30 protein-coding genes and 1 other RNA gene are annotated in these 17,674 nt (G+C 47.0%); 1 reads left to right on the forward strand and 30 read right to left on the reverse strand.

Features of this window, described 5'->3' with window-relative positions; genetic code table 11:
- Window positions 1-214: 214 nt before the first annotated feature.
- The 30 genes from KFE26_RS19740 to KFE26_RS19885 form a co-directional block, all read right to left on the reverse strand.
- The gene (locus KFE26_RS19740; RefSeq protein ID WP_212601459.1) at window positions 215-994 is read right to left on the reverse strand and encodes a phage minor head protein; all 780 of its coding nucleotides are present in this window, start codon (window positions 992-994) and stop codon (window positions 215-217) included.
- Window positions 987-2,552, reverse strand: a complete 1,566-nt coding sequence (locus tag KFE26_RS19745) for a DUF935 domain-containing protein (RefSeq protein WP_212601460.1) — start codon at window positions 2,550-2,552, stop codon at window positions 987-989. Before KFE26_RS19745 ends, KFE26_RS19740 begins: the two co-directional genes overlap by 8 nt.
- The gene (locus KFE26_RS19750; protein ID WP_212601461.1) at window positions 2,549-4,207 is read right to left on the reverse strand and encodes a terminase large subunit domain-containing protein; all 1,659 of its coding nucleotides are present in this window, start codon (window positions 4,205-4,207) and stop codon (window positions 2,549-2,551) included. Before KFE26_RS19750 ends, KFE26_RS19745 begins: the two co-directional genes overlap by 4 nt.
- Complete coding sequence (locus KFE26_RS19755; RefSeq protein WP_212601462.1) at window positions 4,197-4,343, reverse strand: hypothetical protein; 147 nt, start codon at window positions 4,341-4,343, stop codon at window positions 4,197-4,199. The genes KFE26_RS19750 and KFE26_RS19755 overlap by 11 nt, the downstream gene beginning before the upstream one ends.
- Window positions 4,343-4,936: a DUF3486 family protein gene (locus tag KFE26_RS19760; protein ID WP_212601463.1), complete on the reverse strand. Its 594-nt coding sequence runs from the start codon at window positions 4,934-4,936 to the stop codon at window positions 4,343-4,345. The genes KFE26_RS19755 and KFE26_RS19760 overlap by 1 nt, the downstream gene beginning before the upstream one ends.
- A gap of 9 nt (window positions 4,937-4,945) precedes the next feature.
- Window positions 4,946-5,236, reverse strand: coding sequence for a hypothetical protein (locus KFE26_RS19765; protein ID WP_105251997.1), 291 nt, complete (start codon window positions 5,234-5,236; stop codon window positions 4,946-4,948).
- An 8-nt stretch (window positions 5,237-5,244) separates the two neighbouring features.
- Entirely contained in the window at window positions 5,245-5,547 is a 303-nt protein-coding gene (locus KFE26_RS19770) for a DUF2730 family protein (RefSeq protein ID WP_105251998.1), read from the reverse strand.
- Window positions 5,547-5,762 carry a TraR/DksA C4-type zinc finger protein gene (locus KFE26_RS19775; RefSeq protein ID WP_212601464.1) on the reverse strand — a complete coding sequence of 72 codons (216 nt, stop codon included), beginning with the start codon at window positions 5,760-5,762 and terminating at the stop codon, window positions 5,547-5,549. Before KFE26_RS19775 ends, KFE26_RS19770 begins: the two co-directional genes overlap by 1 nt.
- Complete coding sequence (locus tag KFE26_RS19780) at window positions 5,762-6,370, reverse strand: hypothetical protein (protein ID WP_212601465.1); 609 nt, start codon at window positions 6,368-6,370, stop codon at window positions 5,762-5,764. The genes KFE26_RS19775 and KFE26_RS19780 overlap by 1 nt, the downstream gene beginning before the upstream one ends.
- Window positions 6,355-6,615, reverse strand: a complete 261-nt coding sequence (locus KFE26_RS19785) for a hypothetical protein (RefSeq protein WP_212601466.1) — start codon at window positions 6,613-6,615, stop codon at window positions 6,355-6,357. The genes KFE26_RS19780 and KFE26_RS19785 overlap by 16 nt, the downstream gene beginning before the upstream one ends.
- Entirely contained in the window at window positions 6,616-7,200 is a 585-nt protein-coding gene (locus tag KFE26_RS19790; RefSeq protein ID WP_212601467.1) for a glycoside hydrolase family 108 protein, read from the reverse strand.
- Window positions 7,201-7,278: 78 nt separating this feature from the next.
- Window positions 7,279-7,725: a hypothetical protein gene (locus KFE26_RS19795; protein WP_212601468.1), complete on the reverse strand. Its 447-nt coding sequence runs from the start codon at window positions 7,723-7,725 to the stop codon at window positions 7,279-7,281.
- Window positions 7,726-7,735: 10 nt separating this feature from the next.
- Entirely contained in the window at window positions 7,736-8,167 is a 432-nt protein-coding gene (locus KFE26_RS19800; protein WP_212601469.1) for a Mor transcription activator family protein, read from the reverse strand.
- A 76-nt stretch (window positions 8,168-8,243) separates the two neighbouring features.
- Window positions 8,244-8,783, reverse strand: a complete 540-nt coding sequence (locus tag KFE26_RS19805) for a gp16 family protein (protein ID WP_212601470.1) — start codon at window positions 8,781-8,783, stop codon at window positions 8,244-8,246.
- Window positions 8,784-8,793: 10 nt separating this feature from the next.
- Entirely contained in the window at window positions 8,794-9,138 is a 345-nt protein-coding gene (locus KFE26_RS19810; RefSeq protein ID WP_212601471.1) for a hypothetical protein, read from the reverse strand.
- Between the two features lie 8 nt (window positions 9,139-9,146).
- Window positions 9,147-9,401, reverse strand: a complete 255-nt coding sequence (locus KFE26_RS19815) for a hypothetical protein (protein WP_212601472.1) — start codon at window positions 9,399-9,401, stop codon at window positions 9,147-9,149.
- A gap of 9 nt (window positions 9,402-9,410) precedes the next feature.
- A complete protein-coding gene (locus KFE26_RS19820) occupies window positions 9,411-9,665 on the reverse strand; it encodes a hypothetical protein (protein ID WP_105252009.1) in 255 nt (84 codons plus the stop codon).
- Window positions 9,666-9,702: 37 nt separating this feature from the next.
- Window positions 9,703-9,996, reverse strand: coding sequence for a hypothetical protein (locus KFE26_RS19825; RefSeq protein ID WP_212601473.1), 294 nt, complete (start codon window positions 9,994-9,996; stop codon window positions 9,703-9,705).
- Window positions 9,997-10,005: 9 nt separating this feature from the next.
- Window positions 10,006-10,082, reverse strand: an RNA gene (locus KFE26_RS19830) — hammerhead ribozyme type II.
- The gene (locus KFE26_RS19835) at window positions 10,081-10,752 is read right to left on the reverse strand and encodes a DUF2786 domain-containing protein (RefSeq protein ID WP_212601474.1); all 672 of its coding nucleotides are present in this window, start codon (window positions 10,750-10,752) and stop codon (window positions 10,081-10,083) included. The genes KFE26_RS19830 and KFE26_RS19835 overlap by 2 nt, the downstream gene beginning before the upstream one ends.
- On the reverse strand, window positions 10,745-10,927 hold the full coding sequence (locus KFE26_RS19840) for a hypothetical protein (RefSeq protein ID WP_105252012.1): 183 nt from the start codon (window positions 10,925-10,927) through the stop codon (window positions 10,745-10,747). The genes KFE26_RS19835 and KFE26_RS19840 overlap by 8 nt, the downstream gene beginning before the upstream one ends.
- Complete coding sequence (locus KFE26_RS19845; protein ID WP_212601475.1) at window positions 10,911-11,147, reverse strand: hypothetical protein; 237 nt, start codon at window positions 11,145-11,147, stop codon at window positions 10,911-10,913. The genes KFE26_RS19840 and KFE26_RS19845 overlap by 17 nt, the downstream gene beginning before the upstream one ends.
- A gap of 270 nt (window positions 11,148-11,417) precedes the next feature.
- Complete coding sequence (locus KFE26_RS19850) at window positions 11,418-12,032, reverse strand: DUF3164 family protein (RefSeq protein WP_212601476.1); 615 nt, start codon at window positions 12,030-12,032, stop codon at window positions 11,418-11,420.
- Window positions 12,025-12,240: a hypothetical protein gene (locus KFE26_RS19855; RefSeq protein WP_212601477.1), complete on the reverse strand. Its 216-nt coding sequence runs from the start codon at window positions 12,238-12,240 to the stop codon at window positions 12,025-12,027. The genes KFE26_RS19850 and KFE26_RS19855 overlap by 8 nt, the downstream gene beginning before the upstream one ends.
- Before the next feature lie 15 nt (window positions 12,241-12,255).
- The gene (locus KFE26_RS19860) at window positions 12,256-12,576 is read right to left on the reverse strand and encodes a hypothetical protein (protein WP_212601478.1); all 321 of its coding nucleotides are present in this window, start codon (window positions 12,574-12,576) and stop codon (window positions 12,256-12,258) included.
- Window positions 12,573-12,794 carry a hypothetical protein gene (locus KFE26_RS19865; protein WP_212601479.1) on the reverse strand — a complete coding sequence of 74 codons (222 nt, stop codon included), beginning with the start codon at window positions 12,792-12,794 and terminating at the stop codon, window positions 12,573-12,575. The genes KFE26_RS19860 and KFE26_RS19865 overlap by 4 nt, the downstream gene beginning before the upstream one ends.
- Window position 12,795: 1 nt before the next feature.
- Window positions 12,796-13,011 (reverse strand): hypothetical protein, encoded by a 216-nt coding sequence (locus KFE26_RS19870; RefSeq protein WP_212601480.1) that lies wholly within the window; start codon window positions 13,009-13,011, stop codon window positions 12,796-12,798.
- Window positions 13,012-13,158: 147 nt separating this feature from the next.
- Window positions 13,159-14,103 carry an AAA family ATPase gene (locus KFE26_RS19875; protein WP_212601481.1) on the reverse strand — a complete coding sequence of 315 codons (945 nt, stop codon included), beginning with the start codon at window positions 14,101-14,103 and terminating at the stop codon, window positions 13,159-13,161.
- A gap of 33 nt (window positions 14,104-14,136) precedes the next feature.
- On the reverse strand, window positions 14,137-16,146 hold the full coding sequence (locus KFE26_RS19880; protein WP_212601482.1) for a transposase domain-containing protein: 2,010 nt from the start codon (window positions 16,144-16,146) through the stop codon (window positions 14,137-14,139).
- Between the two features lie 4 nt (window positions 16,147-16,150).
- A complete protein-coding gene (locus KFE26_RS19885; RefSeq protein ID WP_071938781.1) occupies window positions 16,151-16,375 on the reverse strand; it encodes a helix-turn-helix transcriptional regulator in 225 nt (74 codons plus the stop codon).
- 173 nt (window positions 16,376-16,548) lie between these two features.
- On the opposite strand from KFE26_RS19885, the gene KFE26_RS19890 reads away from it, so the two are divergent.
- Entirely contained in the window at window positions 16,549-17,283 is a 735-nt protein-coding gene (locus KFE26_RS19890) for an XRE family transcriptional regulator (protein WP_212601483.1), read from the forward strand.
- Window positions 17,284-17,674: the final 391 nt, after the last annotated feature.

A 17,674-nucleotide genomic window follows, 5' to 3' on the forward strand; every position in this document is an offset into this window, starting at 1 on the left:
TCTAATAGTGGGGTTCAATTATTGGGGAAAGAGAGACGAACGCAGATTGATAGCGCGAACATAAGGGCTTAAAGATTACCCTAAAAAACCAGGTTGGCAAGCGCGTAACTGCAAGCCAACCTAAAACACCAAGTCAAACCATGTTTAAACCCTGTTTAAATCTTCCCACAGACGTTTAAACTTTTTTGCGAGTAACTTTGTAGCCAGTAGTCAGTTAAGCATCAGTAGCGAGCGTTTGACGCATTCGCGCTTCTTTTTCAGATAAGTCATTGGCAAGCATACTTTCACGCCCTTTGCCTGGGTTGTAGTTCCAACCTGGATCAATACCCTCCGGCAGTTCTTCCACTTCGCCTGTGCGCCGATTTACCCAGCGCTTATTTTTACTGGTTGGTGAAGTGGTAGACACTTTACCCGAGGCGATCAACTTGTCGGCCTCATACTGCGAGACTTGCCTTATCCAACATTTGCAGCCCCAACCGTTTGGTGCCATGTGAACGTCCCACCATGGATCATCCGCAGGCAACAAAGTGTTATTCCACTTTAGATGCTCAATGCGGTGTTGCTCACTTGGCCCAAGTTGATATAGCAAATAGGGCAAGGTGCGCTTAGTGCGTTGGATACGTTCCCATTGGCCTGCGCTTCTGGCGGTGCGCATGTTGGTTTTATAAATGGTCTTTATACGTCCTTCGCTACCCAGTTGCACCAGCTTGGTTTCTTCGGTCAATGGATCTTGCATGGTCTGCACACCCCACCAACCTGACTTCACTAATAGCGGTTTAAGGATATCGCGGAACTGTTCAAAGGTTTGGCCGCTGGCAATTGCGTCTTCAACGATTTGCTTTACGTCAACAAGTAGATCGGCGTTCATCATCTTAGCGACGGTAAAAGCGTTGGCCTGTTCTTCCTTCCACACATCCCGAAAGTCGAATCCTGGCTTAATGCCTTTGCGCTTGAACCATGCCAGCGCTTCTTTAGGTATCAAGGTTTCAGCCATCTTGGTTATCTCCTAAGCCACGCAGCTGGAACATGTACTGCGCCATTTGGGCAATGAACTGTTCCGCGCCGAGCTGCTCTTGCAAGGCTGGCAAGCCTGCTGCGAACTGCTCATAGCTGGCTGACTTGTTAGCAAGTTCGATAATCGGATTCATAAACTCGTCTGCTACTTGTTCCCACTCGCTCATGGCTTGATTTGTCAGCGTATCAATCTCAGCTTCCGCAGTATTCATCACGCGGTTAATAGCTATGCGCTGCGCATGCTGGCGATTAGTTGCAATGGGCATGTCAAGCATACTGGCAGACTGTAGCGGCACTAAGGTTTCTTCACCGTCTTTCACTATGCTTAGGCCAAACTTATCTGATATTTCAGAGGTTAAGACCTTTAGGCCACGGTCAACAAATGGCGTGATGCTTTCGACAAACATCTTTAAGTCTTCTGGCTCAGGCACCTTGATCCGCACTTTCGGATAACGCAGCTGCACACCCCAGTTGAGGATGATGTATGGCTTAATCAAGTACTCATTGATTGAGGACTCAAGTTGACGCGCATCCCACTTAGCAATATCGATCCGCACTTCGTTATGCACAGTTGCTTGGGATTGCGAGCTGCCGTTATCGGCGGTCATGGTTTGGCCGAGAACGGCTTTTGAGACTTGCTCATCACACCAACGTGCCATGTTCTCAAACAGGGTATTACCGCCATTGCCCTTGGCCGTTTCAACCATTTCAATTTTCATCGACTCAGGGATCACGGCACCCGCATCGCTGGCAATTCGGCCAATGGCATTAATCAAGGTATCAATGTCATCTGTGCTGGCGTTCGCGCCGTACTTACCAATGCGCACTGGGATGCCAAACACCTCAGCGAACGCCCACCAGTCGCGAATAGTGAACGACTTAAGCATGTACATCACAGCCACTAAACGCGCTAGGCCATTGCGCCACACGCTACCCGACTTAGAACGGGGCGTGTGTAAGATAAACTTATATGGATCAAGTGGCGCACCCATGGGCGCATCTTCACTAATGAGCAATATCTGCTCAAGCGTTTCTTGATCTTGGCGCAAGTAACGTGGGTCTACCCATTTATAATCCTGAGGTTTCCATGGGGTGGATTGGGTATCCCAAAGAATTTGCACCACGGCCAAGCCTTTACCTAGGCCATCGAGCAAGTCGAAAAACAACTCAGGGATTTGGTCATCGTCCATGATCTCCCGCACACGTTCCGCCATTAGCACATCAATGGCTTCATCACTGGCTGCTTCTACGGTTGGCGCGATTGCGGCCACGGCTAACTTGCGGGTTCGCAGCTGCGCCGAGTAATGTAGATCACGCTCTTCAATTTCTTCGGCCAGCGTCATGTAGGCTTCGGGGTCGTTACCGTCGATCACACTACGCAGCACAGCCGCCAAACGGTGGGGCGTTAAGCTTGATGCAACTGGGTTAGCGCGTGGATTGCGCACCCCAGTGGTATAAGCACGGGCAATGTCTTGACTCATTACCTGCTGATCGACTTTAAAAGGCTTACCCGTGGACGGGTCTAAAATGCTGCTCATAGTCTTATCCCTTTGCCGCGTAAGTCTTGGTGCGGTCTGTCTTCAAATCGGTTGTTATCGACGGCTGTGCCAAAGAATTTGCGGTGTTGCTCATCTTGCTCGGCTTTGATTGTGTGCAGTTCATAACGAGTGATGTCGGCTTTTGACGCCAAGATCCCTAAGAAGATAGCGACTGCACTATCGCCGTGGCGCTTGTTACCATCACTGCCAGTTGTGCGGCTATCGTCAATGCCTGGCACACCACGATAGATTTGGATTTGGCCTAAGTCGGTAATCACATCTTCATGCTTAGGCAGCAAGATCTCATCGTCTTCAAATAAGGCTTTAAAGCGCGGCATGTTCTCACGATAGAAGGCCACCGACAGCATGACCTCAACCACCTCAGCACCGTATTTATAACGGGCTTGCTCGGCTAAGTATTGGCCGTTACCACGGGCATCAAGGTAAATACCGTCTCGCCTTGGTAGGCGATCACAGATGTAATACAGCGCTTGTTCTTGCTGCTTGAACGGCACGTTTTTTAACTCGACTAAAAACGGCACAGTGCGCTTAGTGTTTTCTTCAACAGTGATTGGAGCGAACACGGTTAAGTCGCCAGTACGGGCAAAGTCTTCACCGAGTGCATGGCGCAAATTTACAGGCAAGTTCTTAAGCACAGGCTCAAGCTCTTGCTCTAACCATTCTTGCATCTCACCTTTACGGGCATGTTCGCTGGCTTGGTTAAACAAGCTTGATCCTGTAAAGCGCAGCACGGGGGCATCGAGTATCGCGGCGCGTTCTCGTAGGCCACGGCTAATGTAAGCGCCGCCGCCGTTTTTAGGTACACAGTAGTATTCTTCTTGGGCGTCTTCTTCAGTAGCAGTGGCTTTGATCAAGCCTGCTTTCCATTCATCCTCAGCCGCTTGGCTCCACTCTTTACCGCGAACCTGGCAGATACGTTTGTATAGGCCATCGGCGCAGGCATCATCTAAGGTGATGCGGTGCACTGAGTAATCTTTTTTACCCGCACGGGAATCGTTAATCAGGGTATTAAATAGGTTATCTGTGCCATTGTGGGTTGAGATCAAGCGTATCTTTGCGCCCCACATAGTGAGCGCTAAAGCGGCCTTAAGGACTTCGGCTAGCTTCTCGTGGAATGCAGCCTCATCAATGGTGACGTTACCCTGCATACCCCGTAAGTTTGCGGGGTTACTGGATAGTGCTTGAATTTTAAAACCGGATGCAAAGTAAATGCAGAAGGTCAGGATCTCTTTACCTTCCTGACCATCATCAATAAATAATTCTTCTTGGATCTCGCTAGCCGCTTTATTGAATACCTTGGCCCACATCGCCGCCGCATCAATAAACTCCCGCGCCATTTCTTTGTTGGAACCCACATAGAAATGATTGGTCCCACCTTGGCCGCGTGCCGCACTGGCACACAGTGAAGCATCACATGCCTCAGCCCAAGTGAGCCCCGTTCGGCGTGACTTCTCGCCAATCTTTAATGGGGCTTCATCGGCTATCCAATCTTTTTGGTAGCCGAGCAATACAGCAGTAGGATCAAAGCTGCTGAGAACTGAGGCTTCATAAGTAGGATCAAAGGTACTGGCCGAACTGCTCAGCGCCAATGCCACACCAGCAGCGGCACCTAATACCTTTTGCTTAATGCTCATCTTCATCACCTATGACTATTGGCCAACCAGCAGAACGAACACCATCCATAAACCCGAGCACCGCAGCTGATAGTGGCATGGTGATAATTAACCAATGAAATAAGTACTCAATAGTCGCAATTGTCGTAGAGCTCATTATGCAATCCCCAAGAGTTCACGCTTAAATAGCTCAACAGACTCTTTGCTTAAACCTGCGGCTTTGGCAACCTTCTCTACTTTATCCGCCGCTTCAATTGCAAAGGCACTGCGGATCTCTTTCTCAACTTTAAGGCTCGACATCGCTGCCGCTTCAACACGTTGTATTACTAATGCCAACTGCCCTAGGGCTTTTGGATCAATGGGTTTTGCGTCTTCTTCATCAGATGCATCCATCATCTTCATTGAGGTTTCAAACGCCATTGTACGCACAAATTCTTGCAACAATTTACCCACGTCAGATGTGGGCGCTTCGCCTAACTTGGCGGTCCATACCTCGGCAACTTCGCGGCTTTGGCGAATACGTTCACCAATGGTCTCAAACTTTTTAGCAAAACGATTAAAGCCGGTGCGCGATAGCTTGGCATCTTCTGGCAAACCCGCTTCATCAATCATTTGATTGACGGCTTCAAGGATATCTTTTTGATGCATGCTGCCACTGCGTAACAGCGCATGCAGTTGATCGCGGATTTCCTGCGGCAGCAAATTCACCTTTGACTTACGGCTACTCTTTGCATTGTTAAGATTAGACATAGTGCCCCCTTATGCCCGTGGGCGTTTAACACCTGGCACAGTGGCTTGGCCGGATGCCACATCTTCACCACGGCCAGTTAAGCGGGCAATTTGGCACTCGGATAAATTACGTACTGATACTAAGCCTTGTTCTTCTAGCCATGCTAAATGAGTGCGTACTTGGTCGCGGCTAATGTTATGGCCGTAGGCTTCAAGACAAGAATCAACAATTGATTCATTGGCTTCATAGGCTGGCATCTCACGCAAAGAGCGCAAGATCACTAGCCGTTGGTCTTCGATTAATAGCTCTTTAAATGACATATGATCCCCTATTTATCATCCTTTAAACGCTGTTCTAATAGCAGTCTTGCTAAGTGTTCCACGGGCTGAATGTTTGCTCTCAGTTCTTTAATCTCACCGCGTGTGTTTGCCAGCTCAACCATCAATTCTGTGATTTGCTTTTGAGTCGGCAAGCTATCGACATGTGCCTTTAAGTCATCCACTTTCTTTTCAACCTTAGCGAGGTCTTCATGCTTAGCGTATGTTTTAGACAACAGCGCAAGAATCATTAAGCCAATGGTACTTAATGCCGCCCACAGCATCGGCCAATAGGCCTTAAGCCAGATCTCCATTAGCGTTCCTTAGCCGTTTGGCAATCAACACAGCGCACTGCTTTAGGCATAGCGCGTAATCGTTCTGCCTCAATGACAAACCCACAGCCAAGGCAACAGCGCTCACCTTGGCTATTAAAATCCGGTTTCTCCACCATATGTTTAAGCTGGTGCGACAGGGCGTTATCCCTAAACTCTTGCTCACTTTTTTGAGCGCGTTCAAACAGGTCAGTCATTAACGCCCCTTGATAACTTTGGCGCCAACATTCATCAGTGTACCAACCACTTTTTGGCCGCTGCCTTTTGGATGTGGGGCAAAGCCATCGAGGGTACGTAAGCCAAGGTAAGCCCACGCGGGGCTTGATAGCAGCGTAGCCACATACATATCAACGCCAACGCCATAGCTAAAGGCATGTAAGCCTTCCATCAAAAAGCAGTACAGCATTACCGCCCACATGGACTGACGCGCCATCAACGGACGAGTAGTACGGATGTAAGGATCTTCGGCTTTGTCGCCACTGCGGATAGTCTCTTGGGTTTCGTGCTGCTCTGCCTGCTTATCGTTAAGCGCAAGCTCTTGGCGTCGGGTGATTTCCTTTTCCATTTCCACTTTAATGCGCTCAAGTTCCACCAAGCTTTCTGGCGGTAGCCTTTGCATTTGGTTGGCAAGTTCAAGTTGTGCGCCAGCTTTGTTATCGCCAAACACACTGTCAACCGACTGCACCATATCAGCGACTTTGTTAGCGGTTTCGCTGCCACCGAACAGGGATGAAATACCACGGATAGCGGCGGGGCCAACTTCCATAGCGAGTTTGGCTGCACCTAATATTAAAGAGAGTGACATGCTCGTAAGCTCCTAAGTTTGGATAATTTGTCAGTGCCAGTGGGCACAATAGATTGATCGAGATGAATGCGGATATCGCATTGAGTGACGCTGTTCCAGCCATTTACAAAGCAAGATTGCATGGTGCCGCAATGGCTAAAAAATGGCGGCTGAGGTACAGGCTCGCCAGTGTGGTAAAAACGCAGTTCAGCATTAAGGCGCATCTCGCGCCCCTTAGCTTTTGAGTAGTCCCAGTTCTTACCCATTTACTGGATCTCCCACGCGGCGCTGGTGAGGCTGACTAAGCGGTTATGCCAGCCCTCAAGGAAACGACCTTGGGAAATATTCTTTATGATGATACGGGCATAGAAACGCGCACGGCGCAGACCATAACGGGCACAGAGGTATTCAACATCGCAGCCATTCACAGCGGCGCGAGTGGCGGGGCCAATCTTGCCATCAGCTTTGGTGCCAGCGATTTCTTGCAGCATCAACAGCGCATTGGTCACGCCATGCTGTACAGCAGCATCGAAGGTATACAGCGCAACAGGGCCAGACCACTCTGCACAGAACGCGGGTTTCCAATAATAGGTGTGATAAATAGAAACGATTTTATCTAAAGTTAGCGCGGCGATGTCGAGGTTAGGGAATGCGCGTTTACTGATACCGCCTTTGGTTTCCCCGCCAGCATCTTTGGGATCATTCACATAGCCAAGGTTCGGTTTGGGTGTACCGTCTTGATTGAGTGCGCCTTCTTCAATCAGTATAAAGCGCACAGCATGAATAAACTCAGGCGAGTATCCAGCGGTAGAAAACGCTATGCCAACAAAAGAGTGAGAGGATGAAAACATAAAAGCACAACCTGATTAAAATAGCCTAATCGGATTGTGCTTTTTATAGTGAGGTGAGATTAATTAACGGCGGTTGCTCTATTTTTTGTTGGCAAGTTCTTTTAATTCTTTAACGCCTTTACCTGAGAAACACATTTTCATTGACTCGCCAGTAGCATCAAGAGTTAAACAAACATTACCATCTCTAATTAACGTATCAATAATTGCGCTGCTCACGCTAATATCTGGAAATATTACCGCTTGATTTTTACCAAGACATTGTAATTGGAAATCTTCATATCCACCTACAACAATTAAACTCCCAAATGGTTCTGGATGGGATTCGGCAACATAGCATTTTGTATAAGGAAGAAACAATCCGAAACTTACTACACCATCCTTGCGAGGCTTTATCATTGCACTTACATTCCCACTCACAATATCTAATGAGGTAAATGCATTGAGTTCATCGTTCTTAACCCAATCACTTTCACCTGCCATTAGTGGTGACGAGATTAACGCCATTAGCAATATAAACTTTTTCATCATCATTCCCTTAAAACAAATCTGGTTGTCTAGTCTTCATTTCACGTTTGCGCATCTTAGCAATAACCCGATAGATATGCTGCATCGACTTATTGTACTTGCGGGCAAGGTCTTCAACGTTCTTGCCGTTGAACTCATGCCATATTGATAAATTCATCATCTCAATTTCAAGCAGATGGCCGCGCGGCAAGTACATTTGCAACCCACCGAACTCACGACAAAGGCGATGCAACAGTGGGATAGCAATCTTGGGATCGATATCTTGCTTGGTCAATTCGCATTTGAATAAATCATAAATGTCCCGCATGGTTTCAGGCCAGCGATATGACTCATCATCGTCAGCCATACGATCTATATCATCTAGGCTTAAGCTATCAAAGCCAACCCAGTCGCAGTTCTCTTCGTTCGCTGCGCTATGTGTACGATTTGTTGATTGAGTCATGTGCCACCTCTCACCAGATAGAAAAACACCCCGCATGGCGAGGTGTGTTAAGTATACGGCATAGGTGATCCCATCTTCATGGGATTGGGTTTTGGTCTGGTTTGCGCTTAATGTAAAACTCTTCATAGTGGGCGGCTAACTTTTCATAGCCTGCCTTGTCAGTCAATTTATCATTGAGCGGAACGCGGCCACCACGGGCGATGATTGCATCAGCCATACAGCGCCAATGCCACTTCTTTAACGCCTCTAATACCATCACAGCCTGTGCTGACTTTAACCATTCAATGCGGTCAATGCCTTGGCCGTTGCTGGTTTTAGTCATGCGCTTAACGTAAGTATTAAGCGCGACTTCAGTTCGACTACGCACAAATCCTTGGTCATACATTGTTAGCCAGATAGCGTGGATCTTCGGCACCTCAGCCGCCTGTGGTTGAGGCTTAGGCTTTGGCTTAAAGCCGCGCAACTTCATTGCGGCCACGACTGCATTGAGTTGGGTTTCACTCAGTCCCTTAGCACTGCGTTCGCCCGTGACCTGTTCTAACAAATCGCGATACATAGCATCGTCCAGTTGCAGATCACGTTTACCGATTTGGACCAGCTTAAGGGCGTTAGACATGGTTAACTCCTTAAGCTAGTTGTTTAGCTTCTTTGATCGCATCTCGACGACCTTGACGCCAATAACGCATTGCCATTCTTCGATGATTTGATGGTAATTTTGACATTACATTTTTAACCATCTTGGTCGTTAATGGGTGATCTATAGATTCATACCCTGCATTCAAATAATCATCAGCATTAAATCTAATACAGCCTTTTAGATTGCATGAAGGACATGGAATATCGCCACCACAATCTAGATAAGTATTACCTTCATCATCATAACCACCGCTATCAGCATCCCATAAATAACCATCAATACAGACTGAATCTAAATAGACACCACCAAATTCATTACCTTGATAATCGCACATAAATCCCCCTAAGCTGTTTTCAAGTTGGTTGATGGATGATCAAGGCGCTGTACTACCACCCGATCAACGTAGACTTCTTTTAAAAACGGTTGTGAACAATGGGGGCACACAGCAAACGAATCCCACATTGAACCTTTATCAGATGGCGCAATAGTCTTTAGGTCTTTATCACAGCATGGGGTTTTAAATACCAATAGATTAAAACCAGCATCTTCTGCCTTAATCATCCACTCGTTGTACTCAGCTAATTTTGCTTTTGACATACTGATCTCCTATGCCGCATTGCGGCTTTCGTTACGTTGAATTCGTTCGCTGCGGTGCTCTGACTGACACGCTTTGCAATGGCATTGCAGGCCATCAGCTTCGCGTGAAGAGGTAGACCAAAACAGCGTATCTTGCGGCCAAAATTCTTGGCAGCGGGGGCAAAGTTTCAGCAGGCCGAGTACATCATCAACAATGGCCGTACCGCGTTCCATGCGGCGAGCTATCAGCATGGGCTTCATCAATGGCGTGTATTCACCGAACATAGTTTTAACCCCCGTTTACTTTGGTTTTAAACCGCGTTTAAATTTCTAAACTTGAATTTTTAACATCACTTTTGTGATGTAATTTATTTAAGTGTTGCCAATCTAGCGCCTTGAGTTCTTCATAATCTTTTGCAAACTCATTGAGATTATTTAACGCTCTATTCAAATTTTGTTGTTCGACACCATGCTTAATCGCGGCATGCTTTTCACGCATACCAAATTGCAAATGCTCATAAATCGCGGCAATGATTTCGGGGCTTCTAATACCCGTCATCTTAAGCATTAGCTTTATGCGCTCTGGTGACTCTGCACCACGTAGTAACATTTTCATTTAAGCTTCCTTTGGCTGCTCATCAGTGCTCGGCTACCACGCCGAACAGACAGGCAAGGCACCACAGCGCCTTGCTTGTTTCGCTTAAGATGCAATGCGTTGTTGTGCTTGACCGTTTACGCCATGGTTTAAAGTCACGTTTTTAGCGGATTTATAGCCTTGGTACTTGGCATCATCAGCGAGACGGCCAGAACCTTTAGCCTCTCTTGCTTCGCCTTTGACTGTGTCAACGTTGTCTTTAAAAGCGATCAGTTCAGTTCGTTCTTTTTCGGTAAGCGCGAACTGTTCGATTTTGTTATGCACACCAGTGCACCAACCCTCACAAAACTGATCTGCTCTTTTGGTTTTATTGGCGCGTTTCATTCTGGTACTGAGTGTGTCTAGAAACTCTTTGCGGGCTTTGGTGAGCTGTCGTTCTAAAACATTGAATACATAACCTGCGACTTCTGGACGTTCGTTATGGCCGATATAGACGATCTGCATATTCTTAAACGTGGGTTGAAAGTAGAACTCACACCCAAAAGCTTTAGCGATCGAGTAAGCCAAAATTAATAAATATTGAGTTGGCACTCTTGCCCTAAACAACGCTTCAATAGTGGCATCTTTAACACCTGCCAATGCTGGATCGTCACTTTCAATACCGTGCTCTTGCATTAGCTTTTGAGCCCGAGAAAGTGCCAAAGCTGCTTCGTGTTGATTGCTTGATGTTGCTAGTCTTAGTAGCTTTTTAATCTTGTCTAATATTTTGCTATTCATCGTCCCATTCCTTTTCGTGCGGGTTTGTCATAATGATCCGCTTGGCTTTTACTGCGCTGCGTGTACGCCAGTCGCTACCAAACTCTTTTATTGCCCACGCCTCGGCGAGTTCTTTGGTTTTGAATCTGCCGTAAGCCATGATGCTTTTGATGATGTCCTCATGGCGTTTGCTCATGCTCACCGCCAGTGCTTAACGCTTCGTATTCTTCGCGCACATTGGAACCTTCACGGCCCAGTACAAAGTTAAGGGCGGCGATATAACCGTCCTCAAAGGTGGAGTCAGGGAATGCCGTTCCGGCGCGTTCGTTCTCCATCACGGCTTCGGCCATCACGATTTCATGCTCTAGTTCGCTGAGGCTGAGAGCTGTAGTGAACAATCGTTTAAGTTCATGCATCGGTTTCAATCCTTCGCGTTTTGTCATACACGGTGACAATGTTGTGGTTAGTGATAAGGAAGTAGGCACACTCGCATTCCAATATTCGTTTGGGTTGCCAGCCTGAACGCTTCCTTATCCGCCGCAGCTGCTGCTTAGTGGGTCGGTGAGCGGTGGTTATCGCCTCGACCATCTGTGCCCAGTTGCGGCCCGTTCGTTGTCGCCACCTTTGTACAGCGTGGCGACTTACGGTTACTTCTCCGTAGCGGGTCAGTAGCAGATATTGCATGGCTACAACTTGGCGATATCGAGCGCAATTTGCTTATAGGTGCCGTCGTCTTGGCGTTCGTAAACGCGCAGGTAAGGCGTACTTCCCATCACTTGGATTGAGTCAGCTATGGCATCCATTGCCTCACGCCAATCAGCGTCATCTATGTTTAACTGTCGCAGGCTCAGCACTTGGTTAACGTCGATATAACCCTGCTTGTTCACCTTGAATGACAGCTCAACGAGGGCTTTGATTTGGTCGCTCGAACCTACCGACCAGCGTTTGATGCATTCATCAATTTTCACCTTGGCCGCTTGTATCCGTTCATCAAAAATACGATGTTCGCCTATGCTGCGCTGGACCTTGTACTTGCCATCAAATGACACCAGCGAGACATTGCCCTTAGTACCGCCAAACTTAACGCCAAACTCGCTGGCGCTGAGGTCGATAAAGTCGGCAACCGTTGCCATCGATGTCGCTTTATAGGTCGCCATGTGGCCTTGCATTTCTTTGGCAGCCATGACAATTTTGAGCACGACTTCATCACGCAGTTTGTCGATGTCTTTCACTTGGCTTTCTGGTACAGCATGGCCGAGTGCATTTAAACGGAAGCCCTGTGGGGCGGTTTGGTTAGTCATTTGTTTTCTCCACGATATTGAAAGAAAAGTCTTCTCCCTGTTGAGTAACTTCAACCTGTTCAAAATCGATACTTTGCAATTTATCGATGTAATTATCTAAAGCCTCGTAATCTTCTTTAGCCGAATCAAGCGCTCTCCCAGTGCTTTCTAATTGCATGTTTAAAATTTCCATGTACTTCGCTTTTGATATCAATTTTTTGTCTGTCATTTCAGTTCTCACTTATTAAAAATTCTTCGGCCACACGCTGATTAACTCAGGTGAATATTGATTAAGGGTTTGGCAAATCTGCTCGGGTATTTCCATGCCATCATCTACCCAACGCACTAGGCACCCGCTGTAACTGGCAACACAGATTTGATTGACCATGCCGTGCAGTACTTCGGTAATGCGAACCGCTTTTGAACGCAGGTTTAACGGCGGTTTATCTACGTCGATCACTGGCGTTAAGTGCTGACTGTTAATGCTGATCACTGTGCAACCATGTAGATTTAAACGACCAACAGCGGTAAGTGCTTGCGCTTGTTTTTCGAGTTGAGTTTTCATAGCTGCCTACCTTCTTTGGCATAGTCTTTTTCTTCTTCAACCTTGGCGGAAAACTCCTCTATCAGCGTTAAAACATCGGAATGTAAAAGCTCTAGGTCTTGTCGATTTGCATAATCAACATCAACCCAATTCGCTGACATATCATCTAAGCGAGCTGCGATCTTTTTAAGACTGCGAATGTCATAAACTAGACGTTGTACTTTGGTTAATTCCGCCATCTCACACCTCCTTCACTTCTCGGTAGATAAGCCCTGGTGCAATGACCACTTCGTCATCACGCATTTGGTCTAAACAGAACCCGCCGCGGGTATGGACACCCACGCGATCAAACTCAAACTTTTCACCTTGTCGATTAGTGATAAAGCGGTCTGCTTCAACTGGCTTACCCTTGATGACTACAAGCACTTTCTCTTGAACCTTGTTTACTGTTTCCATATTGATCCCCTTGCTAACATCCAAAACAAACACCACCAAAAAGACTGAATATCCATTCAACTAGATTGAATACGCAGTACCCGACACACCCAATTACAACAACCCAAAACAGTTGAGCGACTAGCGCTAATGTTTCCATCACTCACCTCACTCGTTGGTTTCTAGTTCGGCAAATGCAGTGCGTAGCAATGACTCTGTGATAGCCGCACCTTTGGCGAACATGGCTGCAAGCTTTAGGGTTTTACTCAATAGGCGTAGGCCACCTGGGCGCTCACTGATTTGGATCATCAAACTCAGTTCCGCGCCTTCTGGCACTTTCCACGCTTTAGCAATGGCGCGAACGTCGGCTTGCTTGGCTTTGTGGATGCCACGCTTTTTAGCTATGCGTGAGAACAAGCGAGCAAAGTCTTCGTTGCGGCGTCCGCCTGTGAGTTGGCTATAAACCTTGTTGTTACCCACCAGTGCCATACCGATCCCCGTTTCTTCTTGGAGGATGCGCAGTTCTTCTAGCGTGGGGTAATCAAGGTGATCGGCTTCATCAATAATCACTAAGCCTTCACTGCCATTCAGGCGCTGACGGATAACACGGGATAGTGAACCTTTACGGCGTGGCGCATCGTCCATGCCGAGTTCCATAGCGATTTCATACAGGCATTCAGTGAGGCTTGAACGGCTTGGGCTGGCGGTGACTTTCCAGACGTTGTTGTTAGTACGTTTGTATTCATCCAGCGTTTTGCTTTTACCTACACCGGATGCGCCGTAGATCACCACAATAGATTCGGTGATTTGGGCATAGGTGAGATCGTCCATAATCAACTTGGCGGTGGGCGTCCACACAAAGCCAGGGTCCATGTTTGGGTTGGCTTCACGTTGTTCACGTAGGCGCAGCCATTTGGCTAGCTTCTCTACAATCTTGACGGGATCGGCTTTGTATTGGCCGTTAAGTACTTGGCTTAAGGTGGACGGGGCGACGCTGATTTCTTGCGCCACTTGTCCGCTGGTAACGCGCTGCGCATTAATCAAGGTTGCTATGCGCATGATGACGTCTGTTTGCTTGCTTTCGGCCTTCGCTAGGCTGTGTACGTTGGTCATATTCATTCCTTTTATTGCTCGTTTAAATAGGGTTTAAAGACGGTTTTTACTTTTCAGTTCACGCAGGTAGGCAACGCTTTCGCTAAAGTTAGCGGCGCACTCGGCTTGGTGGTCTGAGTCGTGTTCGTGGTCGTAAGCAATGGCGGCAGCGGTATTACCGATTGAGGTTGGGCGCACCATCATTACCACTTTTGTTTCGGGGATAATCTCTTCTGCTGCTGGGCGCATCATTGCGGCCAGTTCAAGTTGGTCTATGCTGATTTTTGCAGCCGCAGCCAGCTTGTTAGCCTTGGTAAACTGGGTGCGTTTACGCTTGGTTTCACGGGCGGCTTGAGTATCACCAAAGGCCACTTTTTCAAGGCATTCAGCGGTGCAAATATGCACACCGTTGAGGGCGTAGATCTCTAACGAGTCATGCAGCTTTAACGGGTCAAAACGCGCTACCAGTTTTTGGCCGACATAGTTCATTAGCGCTTCATTGAAATAACGGTTTTTGCGGCCTTTTAAACTACCGCCAGCATCGAGTTCAATCGTACCGTGTTTAGATACTCGAGCCGCTTCGGCTTGCAGCATCATCAGTTGCAGCTGTGCCTTGGTGGCTTTGCGGATTTCAGACGTTTCATAGCTAGCTGCAAACGCCTGATCGAAGCTCATAAAGCCTTTACAGATTTCAGTATTGCGGTTGGTTTTGGCGTTATACATTTCAACACCTTGCGCAATGGCGTTTAAAAAATCCTCTGCCGCTATGGCTTTGCTACCGTAGTTATCCGGCTTCGCCATTGGGTTAGAACCTGTATAAGCACCGCGACATATCGGGTGTTTATCTATGTATTCCTCAAGCCCACCCACACCGAACATACGTTCAACGGGCTTTGCTTGGCCGTGGCCTTTGCCGAGGATTACGCTTGACCAATGCAGCTTGATCCCAAGCATGGGGATGATGCCTAACGGGTCATCTTCTTTAACTTTAAAGCGGTAGCGGTTAGGTACTCCGCCTGTCATCCATTTGTTGGCAGCGGCGCGAGTGTTGTCGATAGTGATATCGCTTGGCACACCGTATTTTTCGCATACGTCCATAAGCGATAGGCGAATGCTGTCGGTGTTTTCGCTGATATCACAACGCCAGCCGATGATCTTGCGACTATAAATATCCTGCCAGAACCACGTTTTAGGGCGCAGCACTTCACCGTTAAACCACTTCACAAACACGTTGTGTAAGTAACCGTCACCGTTGATCCACTCAAGCGCATGCAAGCCTTCAACTGTGCGTTCTTGTGGTGGGAACAGTTGGTGCAAGGCATGCTCACCTTCACGCAGTAGCACTAATTGCTGTGCGGGTATTTCATGAGCTATGCGACGGGCAAGGCTTTTTAAACTGGGGATCGTCCAGTCTGTGCCTTTAGCAATCTTTTGTTTAAGACGCTCGTAACACACTGACATTGCAGGTTGTTCTAGTGACAGGTAATCCGCTTTAAAGGCTTCCCATGCTTCCGGTGTAATAAACGCAAACTGGTTTTTCTTCTTGGCCTGTGAGGCTTCAAAGTGTTTCGGCAGCAAGGCTGGCGCCCAATCAGATTCATCAATCCCTTTTACCATAGAGCAATGACGGCGCAGCGTGCTTAGTGCAATGTCGTACTCGGCACAAACGGAGTCATACGCATCCATTAATTTGATACCGTTACGCTTAAGCGCAAACACGGCTTGTACAGTGCGTAATGCGAATTGCGCTTTAGCCTGGGCTGCATGATTGGTTTTATTCCAACGCGCCCACAGTGCTTCACGGCAATAGGTCTGCTGGCTTTTCTTTTTAGGTAATGCCAGTACTTGATCGCCAACTTTGATTTGGCCTTCACGTTTATACAAGGCTGTTTGGACTGGTAAAGGCAGAATACTAATAGGGTATTCAAATGCCTTTGTTCCTTGTCGCTTGGTTCTTTCTATGCCATTGGATTCAGCTAAGCTCTCAACTAATTTGCGAATACCACGCTCTGTAGTCGGTAAACCAGAAAGCCCTACAATCTCGCTAATAACAAACCGTTCCATATGGTTACCCCGCTTTCGGCAGTTCTGCGTAGCGGCTTGGCCATACTTCAGCCGGAGTCAAACCAATGGCATTAGCTATAATTCTTTCGCCTTTCGGCCATGGTCTCTCTAAAGCATTTGCAAGAGTTGTAGAAGCAAGTCCGTTTTCACGACTTAGCGCACTCATGGAAATGCCCTTCTTTTTTAGTGCAGCAATAATGTCTGCTCGATGTAAATCTGTGCGTTCCATTCCCATCCCTCTCATTTTCTGTAATGATTGGCAGTTAGTTAACCATCTAAACTAACTAACTTAGTTAATCTAGGAACAGTATTGATCAACAATAGGAACAGGTCAATGTGTTTTTGTTCCTTTTTAAGAATTGATGTTCCTATAGTTAAACTTAAAAAAGGTAGAAATAAACAATGACTTATGATGAAAAGGAACATGAAAACCTAAAAAGGAACTCAGATCCTTTTGAGGAACATGCAAAAGGATCTTCTTTTTCAGAAAGACTAGGGTCGGTATTAGGTAGTAAAAGCGGACGCGCTTTCTCTAAAGAGATAGGCATTTCATACAGTACTTTGCATAACTATCTATCTGGTGTTAGTTCGCCAACGCTGGATAATCTGATTACCCTGGCTGATAAGACGGGCGTATCAATAGAATGGTTAGCGACTGGTAGAGGTGATGAGGTCAGAGAGGTAAAGGCTTTATACAATGCAGGCTTAGACATAGAAGAGTTTGCATTAATACCAGGATATAGAATCCAAGTATCTGCTGGGCATGGTGCATTAAACCCTGAACAGCTTGAGCCAAGTAGATTTTTAGCATTCAGGCGTAAGTGGTTGAAGTTCAGAGGCTTCAACGAATCTGAGTTAGCCATAGTATGGGCAAAAGGCGATAGCATGGAGCCCACCATTCACAGCAACGATACGTTAGTGGTTCACCTTGGGCGCAATAATCCAGCAGACGGGCACATCTACATTTTTAGAGATGGAGACAACCTTTTTGTAAAACGTTTTCAGAATATGCTCGGGACTTGGCGCTTGATAAGTGACAATAATTTTTATCGTGACCTGGATGTTCCTAAACAGGAACAGCATCAGTTTGAAGTAGTTGGGCAGGTGGTTCATATTGCCAAAGATATCGGCGACTGATTTAAATGTTTAAACGGGTTTTAAACTGACTTCCAACACAATCAGCTAGTGCTCAATCTACTAGGCCAAATCAGCACATTTTAAAAGGACTGCTCAAACCTGCTCAGATTACAGAATGCTTAAAATAGACAAGGGGCCCAAGTTTTAAAAACCTTGAGCCCCGCGCTGTATCTAGATCTAATCCACTTTACGATCCCATCTATTCCACATAGATCCAATTTGATCCCTAACGTTACCCAGTGTTCATTTAACTAGACCCTAAGCAGCGGATGATACAGGTGCAACAAAAAGGCGGTCGCAAAGCCAGAGTTGCGCACTGTGATATCCGCTTTACGCCCATTACCGTGAAGGTTCCGGCGAATAAAACGGGCCAGTCTGTGCCGCTGTTTTA

The sequence above is a fragment of the Shewanella sp. M16 genome, from assembly GCF_018224605.1.
Lineage (GTDB): Bacteria > Pseudomonadota > Gammaproteobacteria > Enterobacterales > Shewanellaceae > Shewanella > Shewanella oncorhynchi.